This window comes from Streptomyces sp. NPDC018947, from assembly GCF_044390505.1.
GTDB lineage: Bacteria > Actinomycetota > Actinomycetes > Streptomycetales > Streptomycetaceae > Streptomyces.
In genome coordinates this window covers 218,933-239,682 of the sequence record NZ_JBIRZD010000013.1, presented here as the reverse complement: position 1 = coordinate 239,682, position 20,750 = coordinate 218,933, and the positions used below count along the sequence as shown (strand labels likewise).

The 20,750-nt window shown below is 70.7% G+C and carries 18 protein-coding genes and 4 tRNA genes; 10 read left to right on the top strand and 12 right to left on the bottom strand.

Annotated elements, in window-relative coordinates:
* Nucleotides 1-40 precede the first annotated feature (40 nt).
* Both ACH499_RS24775 and ACH499_RS24770 read right to left on the bottom strand, forming a co-directional pair.
* Nucleotides 41-583, bottom strand: coding sequence for a hypothetical protein (locus ACH499_RS24775; RefSeq protein ID WP_399018388.1), 543 nt, complete (start codon nucleotides 581-583; stop codon nucleotides 41-43).
* Between the two features lie 96 nt (nucleotides 584-679).
* Nucleotides 680-1,030 (bottom strand): metallopeptidase family protein, encoded by a 351-nt coding sequence (locus ACH499_RS24770; protein ID WP_043383624.1) that lies wholly within the window; start codon nucleotides 1,028-1,030, stop codon nucleotides 680-682.
* A 95-nt stretch (nucleotides 1,031-1,125) separates the two neighbouring features.
* Between ACH499_RS24770 and ACH499_RS24765 the strand changes: the two genes are divergently transcribed.
* The 7 genes from ACH499_RS24765 to ACH499_RS24735 all read left to right on the top strand — a co-directional run bounded on the left by ACH499_RS24765 (nucleotide 1,126) and on the right by ACH499_RS24735 (nucleotide 7,766).
* Nucleotides 1,126-2,742: a metallophosphoesterase gene (locus ACH499_RS24765; protein ID WP_399018385.1), complete on the top strand. Its 1,617-nt coding sequence runs from the start codon at nucleotides 1,126-1,128 to the stop codon at nucleotides 2,740-2,742.
* Nucleotides 2,743-2,822: 80 nt separating this feature from the next.
* Nucleotides 2,823-2,895: transfer RNA gene (locus ACH499_RS24760), tRNA-Glu, on the top strand.
* A gap of 49 nt (nucleotides 2,896-2,944) precedes the next feature.
* Nucleotides 2,945-3,019 (top strand) — tRNA-Asp (locus ACH499_RS24755).
* Nucleotides 3,020-3,043: 24 nt separating this feature from the next.
* Nucleotides 3,044-3,117 (top strand) — tRNA-Phe (locus ACH499_RS24750).
* A 118-nt stretch (nucleotides 3,118-3,235) separates the two neighbouring features.
* Nucleotides 3,236-7,180, top strand: a complete 3,945-nt coding sequence (hrpA, locus tag ACH499_RS24745; RefSeq protein WP_399018383.1) for an ATP-dependent RNA helicase HrpA — start codon at nucleotides 3,236-3,238, stop codon at nucleotides 7,178-7,180.
* Nucleotides 7,181-7,287: 107 nt separating this feature from the next.
* Nucleotides 7,288-7,362 (top strand) — tRNA-Asp (locus ACH499_RS24740).
* 167 nt (nucleotides 7,363-7,529) lie between these two features.
* Nucleotides 7,530-7,766 (top strand): DUF6274 family protein, encoded by a 237-nt coding sequence (locus ACH499_RS24735; RefSeq protein WP_356199172.1) that lies wholly within the window; start codon nucleotides 7,530-7,532, stop codon nucleotides 7,764-7,766.
* 537 nt (nucleotides 7,767-8,303) lie between these two features.
* Here ACH499_RS24735 and bldC read toward each other — a convergent pair.
* Nucleotides 8,304-8,510 (bottom strand): developmental transcriptional regulator BldC, encoded by a 207-nt coding sequence (gene bldC / locus ACH499_RS24730; protein WP_003949541.1) that lies wholly within the window; start codon nucleotides 8,508-8,510, stop codon nucleotides 8,304-8,306.
* 532 nt (nucleotides 8,511-9,042) lie between these two features.
* A complete protein-coding gene (locus tag ACH499_RS24725) occupies nucleotides 9,043-9,888 on the bottom strand; it encodes a hypothetical protein (protein WP_399018381.1) in 846 nt (281 codons plus the stop codon).
* Nucleotides 9,889-10,108: 220 nt separating this feature from the next.
* Between ACH499_RS24725 and ACH499_RS24720 the strand changes: the two genes are divergently transcribed.
* Both ACH499_RS24720 and ACH499_RS24715 read left to right on the top strand, forming a co-directional pair.
* On the top strand, nucleotides 10,109-11,203 hold the full coding sequence (locus ACH499_RS24720; RefSeq protein ID WP_356199169.1) for a Glu/Leu/Phe/Val dehydrogenase dimerization domain-containing protein: 1,095 nt from the start codon (nucleotides 10,109-10,111) through the stop codon (nucleotides 11,201-11,203).
* Nucleotides 11,204-11,538: 335 nt separating this feature from the next.
* On the top strand, nucleotides 11,539-11,790 hold the full coding sequence (locus ACH499_RS24715; RefSeq protein WP_356199167.1) for a DUF3073 domain-containing protein: 252 nt from the start codon (nucleotides 11,539-11,541) through the stop codon (nucleotides 11,788-11,790).
* An 84-nt stretch (nucleotides 11,791-11,874) separates the two neighbouring features.
* Here ACH499_RS24715 and purM read toward each other — a convergent pair whose 3' ends face one another.
* The 8 genes from purM to purS all read right to left on the bottom strand — a co-directional run bounded on the left by purM (nucleotide 11,875) and on the right by purS (nucleotide 20,051).
* Nucleotides 11,875-12,942: a phosphoribosylformylglycinamidine cyclo-ligase gene (gene purM, locus ACH499_RS24710; RefSeq protein WP_399018378.1), complete on the bottom strand. Its 1,068-nt coding sequence runs from the start codon at nucleotides 12,940-12,942 to the stop codon at nucleotides 11,875-11,877.
* Between the two features lie 47 nt (nucleotides 12,943-12,989).
* Nucleotides 12,990-14,516: an amidophosphoribosyltransferase gene (gene purF / locus ACH499_RS24705; protein ID WP_356199164.1), complete on the bottom strand. Its 1,527-nt coding sequence runs from the start codon at nucleotides 14,514-14,516 to the stop codon at nucleotides 12,990-12,992.
* Nucleotides 14,517-14,578: 62 nt separating this feature from the next.
* The gene (locus tag ACH499_RS24700) at nucleotides 14,579-15,367 is read right to left on the bottom strand and encodes an META domain-containing protein (protein WP_399018376.1); all 789 of its coding nucleotides are present in this window, start codon (nucleotides 15,365-15,367) and stop codon (nucleotides 14,579-14,581) included.
* A 36-nt stretch (nucleotides 15,368-15,403) separates the two neighbouring features.
* The gene (locus tag ACH499_RS24695; RefSeq protein WP_399018374.1) at nucleotides 15,404-16,201 is read right to left on the bottom strand and encodes a sterol carrier family protein; all 798 of its coding nucleotides are present in this window, start codon (nucleotides 16,199-16,201) and stop codon (nucleotides 15,404-15,406) included.
* 72 nt (nucleotides 16,202-16,273) lie between these two features.
* The gene (locus ACH499_RS24690) at nucleotides 16,274-16,534 is read right to left on the bottom strand and encodes a hypothetical protein (RefSeq protein WP_356199160.1); all 261 of its coding nucleotides are present in this window, start codon (nucleotides 16,532-16,534) and stop codon (nucleotides 16,274-16,276) included.
* A 312-nt stretch (nucleotides 16,535-16,846) separates the two neighbouring features.
* Complete coding sequence (gene purL / locus ACH499_RS24685; protein WP_356199158.1) at nucleotides 16,847-19,105, bottom strand: phosphoribosylformylglycinamidine synthase subunit PurL; 2,259 nt, start codon at nucleotides 19,103-19,105, stop codon at nucleotides 16,847-16,849.
* Nucleotides 19,102-19,782 carry a phosphoribosylformylglycinamidine synthase subunit PurQ gene (purQ, locus tag ACH499_RS24680; protein WP_261699234.1) on the bottom strand — a complete coding sequence of 227 codons (681 nt, stop codon included), beginning with the start codon at nucleotides 19,780-19,782 and terminating at the stop codon, nucleotides 19,102-19,104. Before purQ ends, purL begins: the two co-directional genes overlap by 4 nt.
* Entirely contained in the window at nucleotides 19,779-20,051 is a 273-nt protein-coding gene (gene purS, locus ACH499_RS24675; RefSeq protein ID WP_356199156.1) for a phosphoribosylformylglycinamidine synthase subunit PurS, read from the bottom strand. The genes purQ and purS overlap by 4 nt, the downstream gene beginning before the upstream one ends.
* A gap of 340 nt (nucleotides 20,052-20,391) precedes the next feature.
* On the opposite strand from purS, the gene ACH499_RS24670 reads away from it, so the two are divergent.
* Entirely contained in the window at nucleotides 20,392-20,709 is a 318-nt protein-coding gene (locus ACH499_RS24670; RefSeq protein WP_356199155.1) for an Lsr2 family protein, read from the top strand.
* The last annotated feature ends 41 nt before the right edge of the window (nucleotides 20,710-20,750 follow it).

Sequence of the window (20,750 nt, the reverse complement as noted above, 5' to 3'; positions counted from 1 at the left end):
GGTCAGCCGGGCTTCCGCCCCGCGTCGGCACCGCAGCCGGCTACACCGGGACACCCGCCTCGGGCGCCGGCTCGCGCCGCGCGAGCTGCGTCCCCGGGGGCTCGTGCGCCGACGACGACGGCTCCGGAGTCGGCTCGGGCGTCGGCGAGGCGGGCGGCTCCTGGGTCGGCGTCGGCTCCGGGTCCACCGTCGGAGGCTCCGGGTCGGGCGTCCGCGGCGGCGTGGGACCGCCGGGGGACCCGCCCTTGCCCGGGGCCGGGCCGGTCCCGCCGGCGGAGGGCCGGTCCGAGGGGGACTCGCCCGCGTCCTCGTCCTTCTCCCCGCGCCCCTCGCCCTTGCCCCGGTCCTCCCCGTCCCTCTCCTCGCCGCGCACGCGCCCCGCACCGGCCGACGCCGGGCCGTACCCGGCACCCCCGCCCGACACCGCGGGCCCGCCGCCCGGCGCGCCGGGGCCCCGTTCCCCGGCCGAGTGCGAGGGCCGGGTGCCCCCGCCGGACTCCTCTCCGACGCTCATGCAGCCGGCGGCGGCGACGACGGCCACGACCGTGGCGGCGAGACGGACGGGTACGAACAAGGGGCGCACGGGCGGCCACCTCCGGGGGTCAGAGAGTCGCCGTGCCCAACTCCCCTCACCCGCAGGAGGACACGCGCCCCGCGCCCCGGCCTCGACCGGCCCGCGTCACCCGTAGCCGAGGGCGTGCAGCCGCGCGTCGTCGATCCCGAAGTGGTGGGCGATCTCGTGGACCACCGTGACCTCGGTCTCCGCCACGACGTCCTCGCGCGTCTCGCAGAACCGCAGCGTCGGTCCCCGGTAGATCGTGATCCGGTCCGGCAGCACCCCCGCGTACCACTCCCCGCGCTCCGTCAGCGGCGTCCCCTCGTACAGCCCGAGCAGCTCGGGATCGTCCGCGGGCGGTTCGTCCTCGACGAACACCGCGACGTTGTCCATCAGCCGCGTCAGCTCCGGCGGGATCCGGTCCAGCGCCTCGGCGACCAGTTCCTCGAACTCCTCGCGCGTCATCTCCAGCACAGGCCCATTGTCGGGTACGACACATCGGGTACGACACCGCCGCCACCGACCGGCGGCCCCGCATATCCGCACCGCGGCTTGGGCATACGCGAGCAATGGCCCGCGTCCCCGCCGCAGTCCTGCACAGTCCGACCGAGGTGATGAACCGCATCCGCAGCGCCACCGGCGCCCTCACCCGCCGCCACCGCGCCCGTCCGACCCCCGCGACGACGGAGCTCGTCCCCCGCTCCCGGCCCTGGACCCGCGCCCTCGGCCTCGTCGCCGTCGTCCTGCTCGGCGCCTGGCTCGGCCTCCTGGTCGTGGGCAACGTCCGCGTCCCCGTCGGCCCCATGAACACGACGATGACCCTGCGCCCCTCCCTGGCCGGCGGTACCAAGATCAACGTCTCACCGCTGGGCGCCCTGCAACTCGACAGCCACATCGCCCCCGTGCGCCTCGACGTCAACGTCGACCAGCTCGACCCCGACCGCGCCCAGGCACTCGTCGACCACCCCGAACGCCTCTCCGGCCTCCAGGACGAGGTCGCCCAGGACGTCGGGCACGGCACGCTCGACCTGGCCGCCCGCTCCTGCGTCGCCGTCGTCACCGGCGCCACCGCCCTCGGCCTCGCCGTCTACCGCCGCCCCCGCCGGGCCCTCGCGGCCGGCGGGCTCGCCCTCACTCTCCTGGTCGCCTCCGGGGGCACCGCGTACGCGACCTGGAACCCCGACTCCGTCCTGGAGCCGAGGTTCTCCGGCCTGCTCTCCTCGGCGCCCTCCCTGGTGGGCAACGCGCGCAGCATCGTCACCGAGTTCGACGTCTACCAGAAGGAACTGGCCCGCCTGGTCACGAACGTGACCAAGCTCTACGACGTCACCTCCACGCTCCCCGCCTACCAGCCGGACCCGAGCACGATCCGCGTCCTGCACGTCTCCGACATCCACCTCAACCCGGCGAGCTGGAAGATCATCGCGTCGCTGGTGGAGCAGTACAAGGTGAACGTGATCGTCGACTCCGGCGACACCATGGACCACGGCACGGCGGCGGAGAACGGGTTCCTGGACCCCGTCGAGGACCTCGGCGCCCCCTACGTCTGGGTCCGAGGCAACCACGACTCCGCGGTCACCCAGCAGTACCTGGAGGGCCTGAAGAACGTGCACGTCCTCGACGACGGCCGGGCCCGCACGGTCGCCGGCCTGCGCTTCGCCGGCATCGGCGACCCGCAGTACACCCCGGACCGCTCCGCGAAGCCCGGCGCGGACGCCTCCCAGGAACTGGCCGGCGCCCGCCTGGCCTCCGCCCTGCGCGACCAGAGCAGGGCCGGCACCCCCGTCGACGTGGCCGTCGCGCACGAGCCCTCGGCCGCCCGCGAGGTCGACGGCACCGTGCCCCTGGTGCTGGCCGGCCACGTCCACCACGAGGACATGGAGGTCATGAAGTACGGCACCCGGCTGCGCGTCGAGGGCTCCACCGGCGGCAGCGGCCTGCGCGCGGTCGAGGGCAAGCATCCCGACCCGATCCAGGCGTCGATCCTCTACTTCGACCGGGACAGCCGGCGCCTCCAGGCCTGGGACGAGATCGAACTGGGCGGGCTGGGCCTCACGACGGCCGAGGTCAGCCGCCATCTCCCGAAGGAGAACCAGCCGGGCGCGGCACCGTCCCCGTCCGGCACGGGCCCGTCCCCGACCGGCACCGCCGGCACCCCGAGCGCCCCGGTTCCCAGCTCTCCGTAAACCGTTTTGGCGATACCTCCCGCCATCCCATATGCTTCTCACGTCCCCGACGCGCTGAGAAGCGCCCAGGCGGGCCGATAGCCCTCATCGTCTAGCGGCCTAGGACGCCGCCCTTTCAAGGCGGTAGCACGGGTTCGAATCCCGTTGGGGGCACGCAGTACCGTGTGCGACACTTGGTTCGCTGGTTCGCACACAGCCACTTGGTCCTGTGGAGCAGTTTGGAGTGCTCGCCACCCTGTCAAGGTGGAGGCCGCGGGTTCAAATCCCGTCAGGACCGCTGAGGTTTCACGTGAAACCTCGCGGCTGGGTAGCTCAGTTGGTACGAGCGATCGCCTGAAAAGCGATAGGTCGCCGGTTCGACCCCGGCCCCAGCCACAGCAAAGGCCCCGATCTTCGGATCGGGGCCTTGTTGTTTCCCGTGGTCCACCCCGCCCGCGGGCGGCGGCAAAAGCGTTCGCCAGGTTTTTCCCGAAGATGAGATCCTGGGACCCGTATGTCTACGCATCCCGCCCCCGCCCTCGGCACTCTCGCTGCCCGTCTGACCGAGTTGTCGCTGCGTGACGCGCATCGGCTCGGCCGGAGGCTCGAGGGTGCGCGGAAGATCCGTAAGCCGGAGGCCCGCGCCGCCGTTCTCGCCGAGATCGAGGCGGAGGCGGCCAAGGCCGAGCAGCGTATCGGTGAGCGCCGGGCCCGGGTGCCCGCGGTCAGCTACCCGGAGCAGCTCCCGGTCAGTCAGAAGAAGGACGAGATCGCGGCGGCCATTCGCGATCACCAGGTCGTCATCGTCGCCGGTGAGACCGGGTCCGGGAAGACCACGCAGATCCCGAAGATCTGTGTCGAGCTGGGCCGTGGCGTCCGCGGCATGATCGGGCACACCCAGCCGCGCCGGATCGCCGCCCGCACCGTCGCCGAGCGGGTGGCGGACGAGCTGGACACCCCCCTCGGCGAGGCCGTCGGCTGGAAGGTGCGGTTCACCGACCAGGTGAACCCGGACGCCACGTTCATCAAGCTGATGACGGACGGCATCCTGCTCGCCGAGATCCAGACCGACCGCGAGCTGCGCGCCTACGACACGATCATCATCGACGAGGCGCACGAGCGGTCCCTCAACATCGACTTCCTGCTCGGGTACCTCGCGCAGTTGCTGCCCAAGCGCCCGGACCTCAAGGTCGTCATCACGTCGGCGACCATCGACCCCGAGCGCTTCTCCCGGCACTTCGGCGACGCCCCGATCATCGAGGTCAGCGGGCGGACGTATCCGGTGGAGGTGCGGTACCGGCCGCTCCTGGAGGAGGACGGCGACGACGCCGACCGCGACCAGATCACCGCGATCACCGACGCCGTCGAGGAGCTGATGGCCGAGGGGAAGGGCGACATCCTCGTCTTCCTCTCCGGCGAGCGGGAGATCCGGGACACCGCCGACGCGCTGGAGAAGAAGAAGTACCGGTTCACGGAAGTGCTGCCGCTGTACGCCCGGCTCTCCCACGCCGAGCAGCACCGGGTGTTCCAGCCGCACACCGGACGCCGGATCGTCCTGGCCACGAACGTCGCCGAGACCTCGCTGACCGTCCCGGGCATCAAGTACGTCGTCGACCCCGGGTTCGCCCGTATCTCGCGCTACAGCCACCGCACCAAGGTGCAGCGGCTGCCCATCGAGCCGATCTCGCAGGCCAGCGCCAACCAGCGCAAGGGCCGCTGCGGCCGCACCAGCGACGGCATCTGCGTCCGGCTGTACTCCGAGGACGACTTCAACGCGCGGCCGGAGTTCACGGACGCCGAGATCCTGCGGACCAACCTGGCCTCCGTGATCCTCCAGATGACCGCGGCCGGCCTCGGCGACATCGAGAAGTTCCCGTTCATCGACCCGCCGGACCACCGCAACATCCGTGACGGCGTGCAGCTCCTCCAGGAGCTGGGCGCGCTGGACCCGGCGCAGAAGGACGCGCGCAAGCGGCTGACCGAGACCGGCCGGAAGCTGGCCCAGCTCCCCGTCGATCCCCGGCTGGCCCGGATGGTGCTGGAGGCCGACAAGAACGGCTGCGTCCGCGAGGTCATGGTCATAGCGGCGGCGCTGTCGATCCAGGACCCCCGGGAGCGGCCGGCGGACAAGCAGGCGCAGGCCGATCAGCAGCACGCCCGGTTCAAAGACGAGACCAGCGACTTCCTCGCGTTCCTGAATCTGTGGCGGTACGTGCGCGAGCAGCAGAAGGAGCGCGGCTCGTCGTCCTTCCGCCGGATGTGCAAGCAGGAGTACCTCAACTTCCTGCGCATCCGCGAATGGCAGGACATCTACACGCAGTTGCGCACGGTCGCCAAGCAGATGGGCATTCACCTCAACGACCAGGACGCCCCGGCCGACCGCGTCCATGTGTCGCTGCTCGCCGGTCTGCTCTCCCACGTCGGGATGAAGGACGTGAAGGACGGCGCGAAGAACGAGTACCTGGGGGCGCGCAGCGCGAAGTTCGCGATCTTCCCGGGCTCGGCGCTGTTCAAGAAGCCCCCGCGGTTCGTGATGTCCGCCGAGTTGGTGGAGACCTCGCGTCTGTGGGCGCGGGTCAACGCGAAGATCGAGCCGGAGTGGGTGGAGCCGCTCGCCGGGCATCTCCTCAAGCGCACCTACAGCGAGCCGCACTGGGAGAAGGACCAGGCGGCGGTGATGGCGTACGAGAAGGTCACGCTGTACGGCGTGCCGATCGTGGCGCAGCGCAAGGTGAACTACGGCCGGATCGACCCGGAGGTCAGCCGCGAGCTGTTCATCCGGAACGCGCTGGTGGAGGGCGACTGGCGCACGCACCACAAGTTCTTCGCCGACAACCGCAAGCTGCTCACCGAGGTGGAGGAGCTGGAGCACCGGGCGCGGCGCCGGGACATCCTGGTCGACGACGAGACGCTGTTCGACTTCTACGACCAGCGGGTTCCCGAGCACGTGGTGTCCGGTGCCCACTTCGACTCGTGGTGGAAGCGCAAGCGGCACGAGCAGCCGGACTTCCTCGACTTCGAGCGCGAGATGCTCATCAACGAGAAGGCCGGGGCGGTCACCAAGGACGACTACCCGGACTCGTGGCGCCAGGGGCCGCTGAAGTTCCGGGTGACGTACCAGTTCGAGCCGGGTGCGGACGCGGACGGCGTGACCGTCCACATCCCGCTCCAGGTGCTGAACCAGGTGACCGACGAGGGCTTCGACTGGCAGATCCCGGGCCTGCGCGAGCAGGTGGTCACGGAGCTGATCCGGTCGCTGCCCAAGCCGGTGCGGCGCAACTACGTGCCCGCGCCGAACTACGCGCAGGCGTTCCTGGAGCGGGCCGTACCCCTCCAGGAACCGCTGACGGTGACCATGGCGCGCGAGCTCAAGCGCATGGTGGGGGTGCCGTTCGATCCCGAGGACTTCGACTGGTCCAAGGTCCCGGACCACCTGAAGATCACCTTCCGGATCGTTGACGAGCGGCGCCGCAAGCTGGCCGAGGACAAGGACCTGGAGGCGCTGAAGCTGCGGCTGAAGCCGAAGGCACGCAAGGCGCTGTCGCAGGCCGCCGCGGCCACCGCCGAGCGCAGCGGCGGGGAGTCCCTGGAGCGCACGGGGCTGACGGACTGGACCATCGGCACCCTGTCCCGTGTCTTCGAGACGCGCCGGGCGGGTCAGCCGGTGAAGGCGTATCCGGCGCTGGTCGACGACGGGGACACGGTGTCCGTACGCCTCTTCGACACCGAGGCGGAGCAGGCGCAGGCCATGTGGAAGGGCACGCGCCGGCTGATCCTGCGCAACATCCCGGTCAACCCGGCGAAGTTCGCGTCCGAGAAGCTGACGAACCAGCAGAAGCTCGGCCTGTCGGCGAATCCGCACGGGTCGATCCAGGCCCTGTTCGACGACTGCGCGACGGCGGCGGCGGACCGGCTGATCGCCGACTTCGGCGGTCCGGCGTGGGACGAGGAGTCGTACCGCAAGCTCTACGACAAGGTCCGTGCCGAGATCGTGGACACGACCGTACGCACGGTGGGCCAGGTGCAGCAGGTGCTGGCGGCCTGGCAGGCCTGTGAGCGGCGTCTGAAGGGGGTACGGAGCCCCGCGCTGCTGCCGAACCTCCAGGACGTGCGCACGCAGTTGGACGGCCTGGTGAAGCCCGGCTTCGTGACGGAGGCGGGCATCGGGCGGCTGGCGGACCTGATGCGCTATCTGGTCGCCGCGGACCGGCGCCTCCAGCAGATGCCGACCAACGTCCAGCGGGACACGACCCGCATGGAGAAGCTCCAGGAGATGCGGGACGAGTACGCGTGGCTGCTGGAGCAGATGCCCCGGGGCCGGCCCGTACCGCGGCAGGTGCTGGACGTCCGCTGGATGATCGAGGAACTGCGGGTCAGCTACTTCGCGCACGCGCTGGGGACGGCGTATCCGGTCTCCGACAAGCGGATCGTGAAGGCGATCGACGCGCTGGCGCCGTAGCCGCAGTGGTGTGACGGGACGGGCACGGAGGGTGAGTTCGACCAGGGGCCCACCCTCCTGTAGAGTCTCTTCTCGCAGCGCAACGCAGGAAAAGCGCCGCAAAACCTGGTCCTGTGGAGCAGTTTGGAGTGCTCGCCACCCTGTCAAGGTGGAGGCCGCGGGTTCAAATCCCGTCAGGACCGCAGCAGAAGAAGGCCCGCACCGCATGGTGCGGGCCTTCTTCGTGTTCGGACCTACGCGGCCGCGGGTACGTGGCCCCTCAGCGGCTCTCTCGCGGCCTTGACGGCGTCAGGTCCGGCCGGTACTCCAAAGGCAGGGCACGTTCTCCGTACGGCCCCGGAGGTGGCGTATGGCGGCATCGGTCAGGCACGAGACGCGGGCCCTGCTCCGCGCGCACCTGTCGGCCGCGTCGTCGTACCGCCATGTGACGCGCCACTGCCCGATCTGCCATCGGCTGCTGCGGCTCGCCCTGGACTCTCCGGCGCCCTCTGCCCCGCCCACCCCTCCGCCGGCCCCCTCGCCCCCCTCCGCGCTTCCGACGGCCCGTCAGAAGGCCGTGGAGGACGAGAGCGCCCCCACGGCGTGAAACGGCGCCGTGCCCCAACACCCTTGGCACCAGGGGCCGCTGGAGCCGAAGGCTCCTCTAGCGCATGTCCGCCGGGCCCGACAAGCACCGATTCGTGTGACGGGTGTCACCGCATGAGTTTTTGAAACGGTGGCACTTACGCCTCGCCTACAACTGGTCAATTTAATATGTGCAATTGCACTCTCGGGGAGGACGGCTCCGCGGCTTCCGCTCAGGCCGCCCGCAGCGGATCGGACAGCCCTCCCCAGACTCCGACAAGGCCGCGCACAGGGCGGCTCAGAGGAGACCACGGGGGGTCGAAAAGGCGTCGCGAGGGGAGCACCGGAGGGCACCGAAGGGTGGCGCAGGGCATGAAAAATCGCGCTGGACCCGGCGGAGTCCAGCGCGATCCACGACGCACCCGGTCGGTTGCCCGACGTGTTCGAACGGCTTGGGCGTGGGGCCTGTTGGGGCAGGACCCGCGTCGGTTGGAGCTGTGGTTCAGGCGCTCCGGCGGGTTGGGGGACCCACCGTCATGCCCGGTTTCTGCGTGGTTGTTCAGGCCTCGCTGCGCTGCTGCGGGATGCCCGCGAGCAGGGCGCGGACCTCGGCCTCGCGGTAGCGGCGATGCCCGCCGAGCGTGCGGATCGACGTGAGCTTGCCGGCCTTCGCCCAGCGCGTGACCGTCTTCGGGTCGACGCGGAACATGGTGGCGACCTCAGCCGGGGTCAGCAGCGGCTCGGCATCAGGGGTGCGAGCGGTCATGAGCGGCCTCCTCGGGAGAACCGAACCTTCTCGGTTCTTTCCTCTAAATTCTGCACCTTGACCCGCGTTGCCCGAAATGGCGGACGCGAGTCGAGTCGGTTATAGGACGAACGGCTTGTCCTCGGCACTACAACTACACCATCTGTCCAGCCGCGTCGGCCAAACCGATGGAATTGCCCTCCCAGGTGTTCATCAGCGACGGATGCCGATGGACCATGCCATAGCGGACAGTCACGCCACTGTGACGATCAGTCACAGGACGATCAGGAGTCACCAGACCCCCCAAAGCGTGCAATGCTGAGATTCCGCCCACAGTGCACCACAGCAGGACGGATGGAGTCCTCCCCGGACTCCTTGTCCTATTTTGGCATGAGGAGGGGGAAGCGGCGCAAGAGTGGAGTACGTGCGGTCCGTCACGCTTGACGCATACGCCCGGATCGGGACCTACGTCCCATGGTGACCCGGTGTCAGGACACACCGAACAGATGTCGGAGCGAAAGACGAAACCCCACATCGGGCGGTACGTCAAACGTCAGTTCGCGGACCGCCGGTCGCGGACCGAGCGCCACCGCTCCACCAGACGCCCGTACGCGGCCCCCGCCGCGGCCCCGTCGCCGCTCCGCAGCGCCTCGATGCCCTCGGCCACGTCCGCCGCGGAGTGGTCGCCCTCCAACTCCCCCGCGGGCAGTGCGTGCACGAGCCCGCCGTAGTCCAGCTCCACCAGTGAGCGCGGGTGGAACTCCTCCAGCCAGCGGCCCACGTCCACCAGGCCGTCGATCAGCGGGCCCTCGTCCATGGCCTCCTTCAGGGCCCGCAGGCCCCGGGCCACCCGCCGCCGGGCCTGCACCATCGGCGTCCGGTAGCGCAGCACCGGCGCCCCGTCCCCCTCGCCGCCCTTGCCGTACTCCCGCTCCTCGTCGGAGACCAGCACGAACCAGTTGATCGGCACCTGCCAGGTGGCCGTGCGGATCCACGGGCGGGCGTCGGGGTTGGCCTCCCGCCAGCGCTCGTAGTCCTGCGCGCTCTGGCGGCGCACCACCGGGGGCAGCAGGGCGTCCAGGACCGGCTCCGGGAAGTCCTCGGGCAGTTCCGCCAGGGCCTGCCAGCTCCGCAGGCGGGTCCGCCAGGGGCACACGCAGACCACCCCGTCGACCTCCGTCACGAAGGCGTCGCCGCTCTCGTGCACCGGCACGGGCACGGGCGGGGTGGGCAGCAGGTCGGCCAGGGAGCGGCGCAGCTCGTCCTGGTAGGAGGGCAGGTCGGGACGGCGGGCGTAGCGCGTCCAGTGGGCGCGCTCCGGCTCGGGGAAGGCGGCCAGGGGTTCGTACACGCGCAGGTACGCCGCGTAGGGGACGGTCACCGAGGACACCTTGGGCACGCCTGCTCCCTCCCCCGCGCGCAGCCGCGAAAACCTGCGCGGCCCGCTCACAAACGCGCGGGAACCTCTGCAAATCGTCGCATGCCGGTACTCCGTGCGGAGGTGATCCTCGGCACTGTGCGGCGAGGGGACCCCACCAGGCTCTAATCTCATGCCACAGTCCCCGCCACCCGCACGGGGACAGCTCTCCGCCCGCCGCACCTACACAGGAGTCACCACCGTGACCGACGTAACCGGCGCACCTGCTGATGTACTGCACACCCTGTTCCACTCGGACCAGGGGGGTCATGAGCAAGTCGTGCTCTGCCAGGACCGTGCCAGCGGTCTCAAGGCCGTCATCGCCATCCACTCCACCGCCCTGGGCCCCGCGCTCGGCGGTACCCGCTTCTACCCGTACGCGAGCGAGGCGGAGGCCGTCGCCGACGCGCTGAACCTCGCCCGCGGGATGTCGTACAAGAACGCCATGGCCGGTCTCGACCACGGCGGCGGCAAGGCCGTGATCATCGGCGACCCGGAGCGGATCAAGAGCGAGGAGCTGCTGCTCGCCTACGGCCGCTTCGTCGCCTCGCTCGGCGGCCGGTACGTCACCGCCTGCGACGTCGGCACCTACGTCGCCGACATGGACGTCGTGGCGCGCGAGTGCCGCTGGACGACCGGGCGCTCCCCCGAGAACGGCGGCGCCGGCGACTCGTCCGTGCTCACCTCCTTCGGCGTCTACCAGGGCATGCGGGCCGCCGCCCAGCACCTGTGGGGCGACCCGACGCTGCGCGACCGCACGGTCGGCATCGCCGGCGTCGGCAAGGTCGGCCACCACCTGGTCGAGCACCTGCTCGCCGAGGGCGCGAACGTGGTCGTCACGGACGTGCGCAAGGACGTCGTGCGGGCGATCACCGAGCGGCACCCGTCGGTCGTCGCCGTGCCCGACACGGACGCCCTGATCCGGGTGGAGAACCTGGACATCTACGCCCCCTGCGCGCTCGGCGGCGCGCTGAACGACGAGACCGTGCCGGTGCTGACCGCCAAGGTGGTGTGCGGCGCCGCCAACAACCAGCTCGCCCACCCGGGCGTCGAGAAGGACCTCGCCGACCGCGGGATCCTCTACGCGCCCGACTACGTGGTGAACGCCGGCGGTGTCATCCAGGTCGCCGACGAGCTGCAGGGCTTCGACTTCGACCGGTGCAAGGCCAAGGCGGCGAAGATCTACGACACGACGCTGGCCATATTCGCACGTGCGAAGGAAGACGGTATTCCGCCGGCCGCCGCGGCCGACCGGATCGCCGAGCAGCGGATGGCGGAGGCGCGCGCCAGGGGCTGACCGGAGGCGGCGCCCCGCGGGCCGAGGGGCCCGGATCGGAGCGCCGCTTTCGAATATTTGTCCGGTACCCGCCGGAGAGCGGTTGGAGACAACTCTCACTTCTCTCGGCGGGTCGACCGCCGAAAGGTGGTTAAAATCGCCTTTGACCAGCGAGGACGGGGCGCCTCGACGGTCCTGGGCGCGGGCACGTCCTACGGGCGACGTACCGTATGGGCGTGGGCTCAGGTACCGTGGAAGCCCTACGGACCGGTCTCTCCATGGAGAGCCCGTTCCGGACCATGAACGCGTGTCAAGACTCTGGGGCCGTCGAGCCCCGTCGTTGAGGGGGTCGAGCCATGGGGCGCGGCCGGGCCAAGGCCAAGCAGACGAAGGTCGCCCGCCAGCTGAAGTACAACAGCGGTGGGACTGACCTCTCACGCCTGGCCGAGGAGCTGGGCGCATCGACGTCGAATCCGCAACCGCCTAACGGCGAGCGGTTCGAGGACGATGAGCAGGACGACGACGTGTACGCACGGTACGCGGACCTGTACGCGGACGACGACGAGGACGAGGACGGCCAGTCCCCGCAGCATCGTCGCGGCGCTTGACCCTGCACAGAACACTCACCCGGTCGGTGACTCACGTCACCGACCGGGTTCTGTGCTACCCGCAACTCTTCGGTGCCGCCGGGCTCAGCGGGCGTAGTCGCCGGTCATCGTGGCGCCCGTGCCGTGGTCGCCGCGGTCGGTGATCTCGCCGGCCACCCAGGCGTCGACGCCGCGGTCGGCGAGGGTCGCCAGTGCCACGTCCACGGACTCCTGGGGGACGACGGCGATCATGCCGACGCCCATGTTCAGGGTCTTCTCCAGCTCCAGGCGCTCGACCTGACCCGTGCGTCCGACGAGGTCGAAGATCGGGGCCGGGGTCCAGGTGGAGCGGTCGACGGTCGCGTGCAGGCCGTCGGGGATCACGCGGGCCAGGTTGGCCGCCAGTCCGCCGCCGGTGACGTGGCTGAAGGCGTGCACCTCGGTGGTGCGGGTGAGGGCCAGGCAGTCCAGCGAGTAGATCTTCGTCGGCTCCAGGAGCTCTTCGCCGAGGGTGCGGCCGAGGTCGTCCATGTGGGCGTCCAGGGACAGGCCGGCCTCGTTCAGCAGGACGTGGCGGACCAGCGAGTACCCGTTCGAGTGAAGGCCGGACGCCGCCATGGCGACGACCGCGTCGCCCTCGCGGATGCGGTCCGGGCCCAGCAGCCGGTCGGCCTCCACGACGCCCGTACCGGCGCCGGCGACGTCGAAGTCGTCCTCGCCCAGCAGGCCGGGGTGTTCGGCCGTCTCACCGCCCACCAGGGCGCAGCCGGCCAGCACACAGCCCTCGGCGATGCCCTTGACGATGGCGGCGACACGCTCGGGGTGGACCTTGCCGACGCAGATGTAGTCGGTCATGAACAGCGGCTCGGCGCCGCACACCACGATGTCGTCCATGACCATGGCGACCAGGTCGTGGCCGATGGTGTCGTAGACGCCGAGCTGCCTGGCGATGTCGACCTTGGTGCCGACGCCGTCGGTGGCGGAGGCGAGCAGGGGGCGCTCGTAGTTCTTGAGGGCGGAGGCGTCGAAGAGGCCGGCGAAGCCGCCGAGGCCGCCGAGGACCTCGGGGCGCCGCGTCTTCTTGACCCACTCCTTCATGAGCTCGACGGCGCGGTCGCCCGCCTCGATGTCGACGCCCGCGGCTGCGTAGCTGGCACCAGTTGTGTCAGGCATGACGATGAGAACCTTTGTGTCGTACGGCAGGTATTGCGGACGGACGGCTACGGGCGACGGATGGCGTCGGCGGCGGCCGTACCGGCGGGCCCGGCGGCCAGCTCGGTCTCCAGGAGCTGCTTGCCGAGCAGCTCGGGGTCGGGGAGCTCCATCGGGTACTCGCCGTCGAAGCAGGCGCGGCACAGGTTCGGCTTGGCGATGGTGGTCGCCTCGATCATGCCGTCGATGGAGATGTACGCGAGGGAGTCGGCGCCCAGCGAGGTGCCGATCTCGTCGATGGTCATGCCGTTGGCGATGAGCTCGGCGCGGGTGGCGAAGTCGATGCCGAAGAAGCAGGGCCACTTCACGGGCGGGGACGAGATCCGGATGTGGACCTCGGCGGCACCGGCCTCGCGGAGCATGCGGACCAGGGCCCGCTGGGTGTTGCCGCGGACGATGGAGTCGTCCACGACGACCAGCCGCTTGCCCTTGATGACTTCCTTCAGGGGGTTCAGCTTCAGGCGGATACCGAGCTGCCGGATGGTCTGGGAGGGCTGGATGAAGGTGCGGCCCACGTAGGCGTTCTTCACCAGGCCGCTGCCGAAGGGGATGCCGGAGGCCTCGGCGTAGCCGATGGCGGCGGGGGTGCCGGACTCCGGGGTCGCTATGACCAGGTCGGCCTCCGCGGGGGCCTCCTTGGCCAGCTTGCGGCCCATCTCGACGCGCGAGAGGTAGACGTTGCGGCCGGCGATGTCGGTGTCCGGGCGGGCCAGGTACACGTACTCGAAGACGCAGCCCTTGGGCTTCGCTTCCGCGAATCGCGAAGTGCGCAGGCCGTTCTCGTCGATGGCGATGAACTCGCCCGGCTCGATCTCCCGGACGTAGCTGGCGCCGCAGATGTCGAGGGCGGCGGACTCGGAGGCGACCACCCAGCCGCGCTCCAGGCGGCCGAGGACCAGCGGGCGGATGCCCTGCGGGTCGCGGGCCGCGTACAGGGTGTGCTCGTCCATGAAGACGAGGCTGAAGGCGCCGCGCACCTGGGGCAGCACCTTCGCGGCCGCCTCCTCGATGGTCAGCGGCTTGCCGTCGTCGTCCACCTGGCCCGCGAGCAGGGCCGTGACCAGGTCGGTGTCGTTGGTCGCCGCGACCCGCGTCGAGCGGCCGTCCTGCTTGGGCAGGTCGGCGACCATCTCGGCGAGCTGGGCGGTGTTGACGAGGTTGCCGTTGTGCCCGAGCGCGATGGAACCCTGCGCGGTGGCACGGAACGTCGGCTGGGCGTTCTCCCACACGGAGGCACCGGTGGTCGAGTAGCGGGCGTGACCGACCGCGATGTGACCCTGGAGCGAACCGAGAGAGGTCTCGTCGAAGACCTGGGACACCAGGCCCATGTCCTTGAAGACGAGGATCTGGGAGCCGTTGCTGACCGCGATTCCCGCGGATTCCTGGCCCCGATGCTGGAGGGCGTAGAGCCCGAAGTACGTGAGCTTTGCGACCTCTTCGCCCGGAGCCCAGACACCGAAGACGCCGCAAGCGTCCTGGGGGCCCTTCTCGCCGGGGAGTAGATCGTGATTGAGTCGACCGTCACCACGTGGCACGCTTCCGAGTGTAGGCGAGGTCGACCACTGGTCCGAATTGGGGATACCGGCTCAGGCACGGTTCACGGGCCGGCGGTGGCGCGGACCGTTTCGCCGTCTTCGCTGGTCAGCGTGAGGGTGCCGCGGTCGATCCGGTAGTCGGCCCGGCCGTCGAAGATGCGCAGGAGCCGCTTCTCGGCATCCATGAGTGAGCCTTCGCACATCATTCGGGTGGTGGCCGGAACGCCCAGGGTGATACGCCCGTCGCGGACGGTCGCGCCGGCGGTGACGCGGTTGCAGGGCAGGCGGCCGGAGACGGTGCCGGCGTCCCGGTCGAAGGTCAGGCGGGCGCTGCCCTTCCCGCCCGGGACGGTGACGGTCCAGTCCGTGCCGTACAGGGGCGTGTCCGCGGCCCGGCTGAGGCGGACGCTGTCGCCGTCGGGGGCGGTGAGGGTCAGGCGGCCGCTCTCCGCGGCGGCGGTGAGCGGGCCGGCGGTGAGGGTGCGGGCGAGGACCTTCTCGAAGTCCATGGGCGTCTTGTCGCAGCCCTTCTCGGTGAACACGGCGTCGCTGAGCCGGATGCTCGCGCCGTCGACGCGGGCGCGGGCGCTGAAGGTGTTGCAGCCGGTGCTGCCCTCCGCCGTACCGCCGTCGTCGATGCGGACGCGTGCCGTCTCCGGCGCCCGGTGGGTGGTGCCGTCGGCGGTGACGCTGTCGATGCTCCAGCCGACGCCGGTGAGGGGCGCGCCGGTGCCGACGGAGCCGCTGCCGCCGTCCGCCTCCTGGCTGCCGCAGGCCGCGGCGAGCGGCACGAGCGCGGCGACGGCCGTCACGGTCAGGATCTTGCTGCGCTGCTGCTTCTGCCTGTACATGCCGATTCGACGGAGGAGGGCAGGGGCCGGTTCCCCTCAGCTCAGCAGGGGCAGCAGCCCGCCGAGGTCGGCCCGCTCCCCGCTCGCGCTCACCTTCGCGTCCGCGACGGCGTCGGCCCAGGCCAGCCGCCCCGTGGCCAGCCGGATCCAGGTCAGCGCGTCGGTCTCGACGACGTTGGGCGGGGTGCCGCGGGTGTGCCGGGGGCCCTCGACGCACTGCACGACGGCGTACGGCGGCACCCGTACCTCCGTCGAGCCGCCGGGCGCCTTCACGGCGAGCGCGTCGGCGAGCAGCCGGGTGCACGCGGCGAGCGCCTGCCGGTCGTGGGGGATGGCGAGGCCGGGCACGGCGGCGTTGAGGTCGTCGGTGTGGACGATCAGCTCGACGGTGCGGGTGACCAGGTAGTCGTCCAGCGGCAGCGCGCCCGCGTTGGTCTCCAGGAGCCGGCTGCCGGGGTGCTCGGCGAGCAGCGCGCGCAGGCTCTCCTCGATGTCGGCGAGGTAGGTGTCGAGATCGGGGTGCTCGGCGGCGAGCGTGCGGGTGAAGTCGGCGATCGCGGCGGAGCCGGCGGCGGTGGCGAAGGGCCACTCGACGACCTGGACGTCCTGCCGGGGCGGGGCGGGCCGGTCCACGGCGCGGTGCAGGGCGGTCAGCGCCATTCCGATGTGCGCCACCAGGTCCCGTACGGTCCAGTCCCCGAGGCGCGTCGGCATCGCGAGCTGCTCGGGGCCGAGGGTGCGGACGGCGTCCCTGACGTGCCCGAGCTGGGCGAACACGGCGGCACGGGTCCGGGCGGGGTCGTAGGAGCGGGCGCGTTTCCTGGCGGGCGGCATGGCGGTGAGCCTAGTGGGCGCGGAACGCGGAGCTCTCGGGGAGGACGGTGTCCGTGCAGTGGCGACGGGCGGTCACGTCGTCGACGTAGGCGCGGAAGACCTGTTCCATCCCGGGGCCACCAGGCGGTCGTAGCCGGTCGCGACGGCCATCGTGTGGATCTGGGGGCGGCCGTCGCAGACCGAGGAGGCCCACCAGATCGGTTCCCCGGCACTGCGGCCCGCCTTGCCGGGGGTCGCCGGTTCCGGGGCGTCGTCGCCGTAGGTCCGGGTGAGGTGGAGGTTCTCGGCGACGGGTCCGGAGCAGGTGTGGAGGCAGACGAACCACTCCCCCACGAGCTGCGGCTCGCCGAGCCGGTCGTGCCGGTCCGCCTCCAGGAGAGGGCCGGCACCCGGCCGGCCGGTACGAAGCCCCCGCAGGCCGCGTCGATCTGCCGGCGCCCGTCCCGGACCAGCCAGATCTCCCGGCCGCTCCAGCCGATCGCCACCACGGCGGCCAGACACAGCAGGACGTTCACCGCCGTACGCACACCGTCCGGAACCCGCATCGCTCCCCCGTCTCCCCGAGACACGGTCTCGACTCCACGGGCGCTCACACGACGAGGTCCCGTCCGGTGACGGACGGGACCTCGCGCTCCGCGGGCGCTGCTACGCCAGCAGCGCCGGGATCGTGGCCTCGTGGGCCTCGCGGAGTTCGGTCAGGGGGAGGGTGAACTCGCCCTGGACCTCCACCGCGTCGCCGTCCACGACACCGATGCGGGTGGCCGGGAGGCCACGGGCACCGCACATGTCGTTGAAGCGGACCTCCTCCGAGCGGGGCACCGCGACGACCGCGCGGCCCGCCGACTCGGAGAACAGGAAGGTGAACGCGTCCAGCCCGTCCGGGACGACCAGGCGCGCGCCCCTGCCGCCGAGCAGCGCCGACTCCACGACCGCCTGGACCAGACCGCCGTCGGACAGGTCGTGCGCCGAGTCGATCATGCCGTCGCGGGAGGCGGAGATCAGGATCTCGGCGAGCAGCCGCTCGCGCTCCAGGTCGACCTTGGGCGGCAGACCGCCCAGGTGGTCGTGGATCACCTGGGACCAGGCCGAACCGCCGAACTCCTCACGGGTGTCGCCGAGGAGGTACAGGAGCTGGCCGTCCTCCTGGAAGGCGACCGGCGTGCGGCGGGCCACGTCGTCGATCACACCGAGGACCGCGACCACCGGGGTCGGGTGGATGGCGGCCTCGCCGGTCTGGTTGTAGAGCGAGACGTTGCCGCCGGTGACCGGGGTGCCGAGCTGGAGGCAGCCGTCGGCCAGGCCGCGCACGGCCTCCGCGAACTGCCACATGACCGCCGGGTCCTCCGGCGAGCCGAAGTTCAGGCAGTCGGAGACGGCGAGCGGCTTGGCGCCGGTCGTCGCCACGTTGCGGTAGGCCTCCGCCAGGGCGAGCTGCGCACCCGTGTACGGGTCGAGCTTGGCGTACCGGCCGTTGCCGTCGGTGGCGATCGCGACGCCGAGGCCGGTCTCCTCGTCCACGCGGATCATGCCCGAGTCCTCGGGCTGGGCGAGGACGGTGTTGCCCTGCACGAAGTGGTCGTACTGCTGGGTGATCCACTGCTTGGACGCCTGGTTCGGCGAGGACACCAGCTTCAGGACCTGGTCCTTCAGCTCCTCGGAGGTCTCCGGGCGCGGCAGCTTGTTCGCGTCGTCGGCCTGGAGGGCGTCCTGCCACTCCGGGCGGGCGTAGGGGCGCTCGTAGACGGGGCCGTCGTGGGCGACGGTGCGCGGGTCCACGTCGACGATCTTCCCGCCGTGCCAGAAGATCTCCAGGCGGTCGCCGTCGGTGACCTCACCGATGACGGTGGCGATGACGTCCCACTTGTCGCAGATCTCCAGGAACCGGTCGACCTTGTCGGGCTCGACCACGGCGCACATGCGCTCCTGCGACTCGCTCATGAGGATCTCCTCGGGCGAGAGCGTGGAGTCGCGCAGCGGTACGTCGTCCAGGGTGACGCGCATGCCGCCGGAGCCGTTGGAGGCCAGCTCGGACGTGGCGCAGGACAGGCCCGCGGCGCCCAGGTCCTGGATGCCGACGACCAGCTTCTCCTGGAACGCCTCCAGGGTGCACTCGATGAGCAGCTTCTCCTGGAAGGGGTCGCCGACCTGCACCGCCGGGCGCTTCGACGGCTTGGCGTCGTCGAAGGTCTCCGAGGCGAGGATGGAGGCGCCGCCGATGCCGTCGCCGCCGGTCCGGGCCCCGTACAGGATGACCTTGTTGCCCGCGCCGGACGCCTTGGCGAGGTGGATGTCCTCGTGCCGCATGACGCCGATGGCGCCGGCGTTCACCAGCGGGTTGCCCTGGTAGCAGGCGTCGAAGACGACCTCGCCGCCGATGTTGGGCAGGCCCAGGCAGTTGCCGTAGCCGCCGATGCCGGCGACGACGCCGGGCAGGACGCGCTTGGTGTCCGGGTGGTCCGCGGCGCCGAAGCGCAGGGGGTCCACGACGGCGACCGGGCGGGCGCCCATCGCGATGATGTCGCGGACGATGCCGCCGACGCCCGTGGCCGCGCCCTGGTAGGGCTCGACGTAGGAGGGGTGGTTGTGCGACTCGACCTTGAAGGTGACCGCGTAGCCCTGGCCGACGTCGACGACGCCGGCGTTCTCGCCGATGCCGACGAGCATCGCGTCGGACTCGGGGGCCTTCTCGCCGAACTGGCGCAGGTGCACCTTGCTGCTCTTGTACGAGCAGTGCTCGGACCACATGACGGAGTACATGGCGAGTTCGGCGCCGGTCGGGCGGCGGCCGAGGATCTCCACCACCCGCTCGTACTCGTCCTTCTTCAGGCCCAGTTCGGCCCAGGGCAGCTCGACGTCGGGGGTCGCGGCCGCGTGCTCGACCGTGTCCAGAGGCGTCCGGCTCATGCGTTGACCAGCTTCTTGAGGATCGAGGTGAAGAACGGGAGGCCGTCGGTGCGGCCGGTGCCGATCAGCGGCTCGACGGCGTGCTCGGGGTGCGGCATCAGGCCGACGACGTTGCCGGCGGCGTTGGTGATGCCGGCGATGTCGTTGAGCGAGCCGTTGGGGTTGACGTCCAGGTAGCGGAAGGCGACCCGGCCCTCGGCCTCCAGCTCGTCCAGCGTCCGCCGGTCGGCGACGTAGCGCCCGTCCATGTTCTTCAGCGGGATGTGGATCTCCTGGCCGGCGGTGTAGTCGCCGGTCCAGGCGGTGTCCGCGTTCTCCACCCGCAGCTTCTGGTCGCGGCAGATGAAGTGCAGGTGGTCGTTGCCGAGCATCCCGCCGGGCAGCAGGTGGGCCTCCGTGAGGATCTGGAAGCCGTTGCAGATGCCGAGCACCGGCAGACCGGCCTTCGCCTGGTCGATGACGGTGTCCATCACCGGCGAGAAGCGCGCGATGGCGCCGGCGCGCAGGTAGTCGCCGTACGAGAAGCCTCCGCACAGCACCACGGCGTCGACCTGCTTGAGGTCCTTGTCCTTGTGCCACAGGGCGACGGGTTCGGCGCCGGCGACGCGGATCGCGCGCTGCGTGTCCCGGTCGTCGAGACTGCCGGGGAAAGTGACGACGCCAATACGAGCGGTCACTTCACGGCCCCCGCGACTACGTCGTCCGACTCGACCTTGACGGTGAAGTCCTCGATCACGGTGTTGGCGAGGAAGGATTCCGCAAGATCATGGATGCGGGCGAGGGCGGCCTCGTCGACCGGCCCGTCCACTTCCAGTTCGAATCGCTTTCCCTGGCGGACGTCCGAGATCCCTTCGAAACCCAGTCGCGGCAGTGCGCGCTGCACCGCCTGGCCCTGGGGGTCGAGGATCTCCGGCTTGAGCATGACGTCGACTACGACGCGTGCCACTGGCACTCCCGGTGTGTGGTGCTGAGCAGGTTCCTTCAGACTACCCGTACAAAATTTCTACGCGCGTAGCCTTGGAGGATTCTACGTGAGCGCCATCACGACTCGCCCCCGTGGAGGGACCGCCGAGAAAAGCTTCGGGAAAGATCCCCGATCCCTCCCGGATGCCTATTGCGCAACAGACACGCGGAGAGATTTAGTCGGGCTTCCCATTGCAATGCCAGGCACGGTACAAATGAAATGTCATTAGCCGATACTTTGCCCAATTACAGGCGAACAGTCGGCATCATCGCGGCGTCCTGGCACGTCATCGCGGAGATGCCGCACGAAGGGACCGATATTCGTGGCGCAGCGTGTCGTGGTCACTCTCTTTGACGACATCGACGGCTCCGAAGCGGCGGAGACGGTCGCCTTCGGGGTCGACGGCCGGATGTACGAGATCGACCTGAATGAAGCCAATGCCCGGAAACTGCGCAAGGCGCTCGAGCCCTACGTGGCGGCCGGCCGCAAGCGCTCCCGGTCCGGCAGGGCCTACCGGCAGACGGAGGTCGCCCCCGATCCGGCGGCCGTCCGGGCGTGGGCCCAGGCACACCAGATGGACGTGCCCGCGCGGGGCCGCATCCCGAAGAAGGTGTACGAGGCGTTCACCGAGGCACAGTGAACACCCGCCCCCGGCGGCCGGCGCCCCGCCGTCCGGTCGCC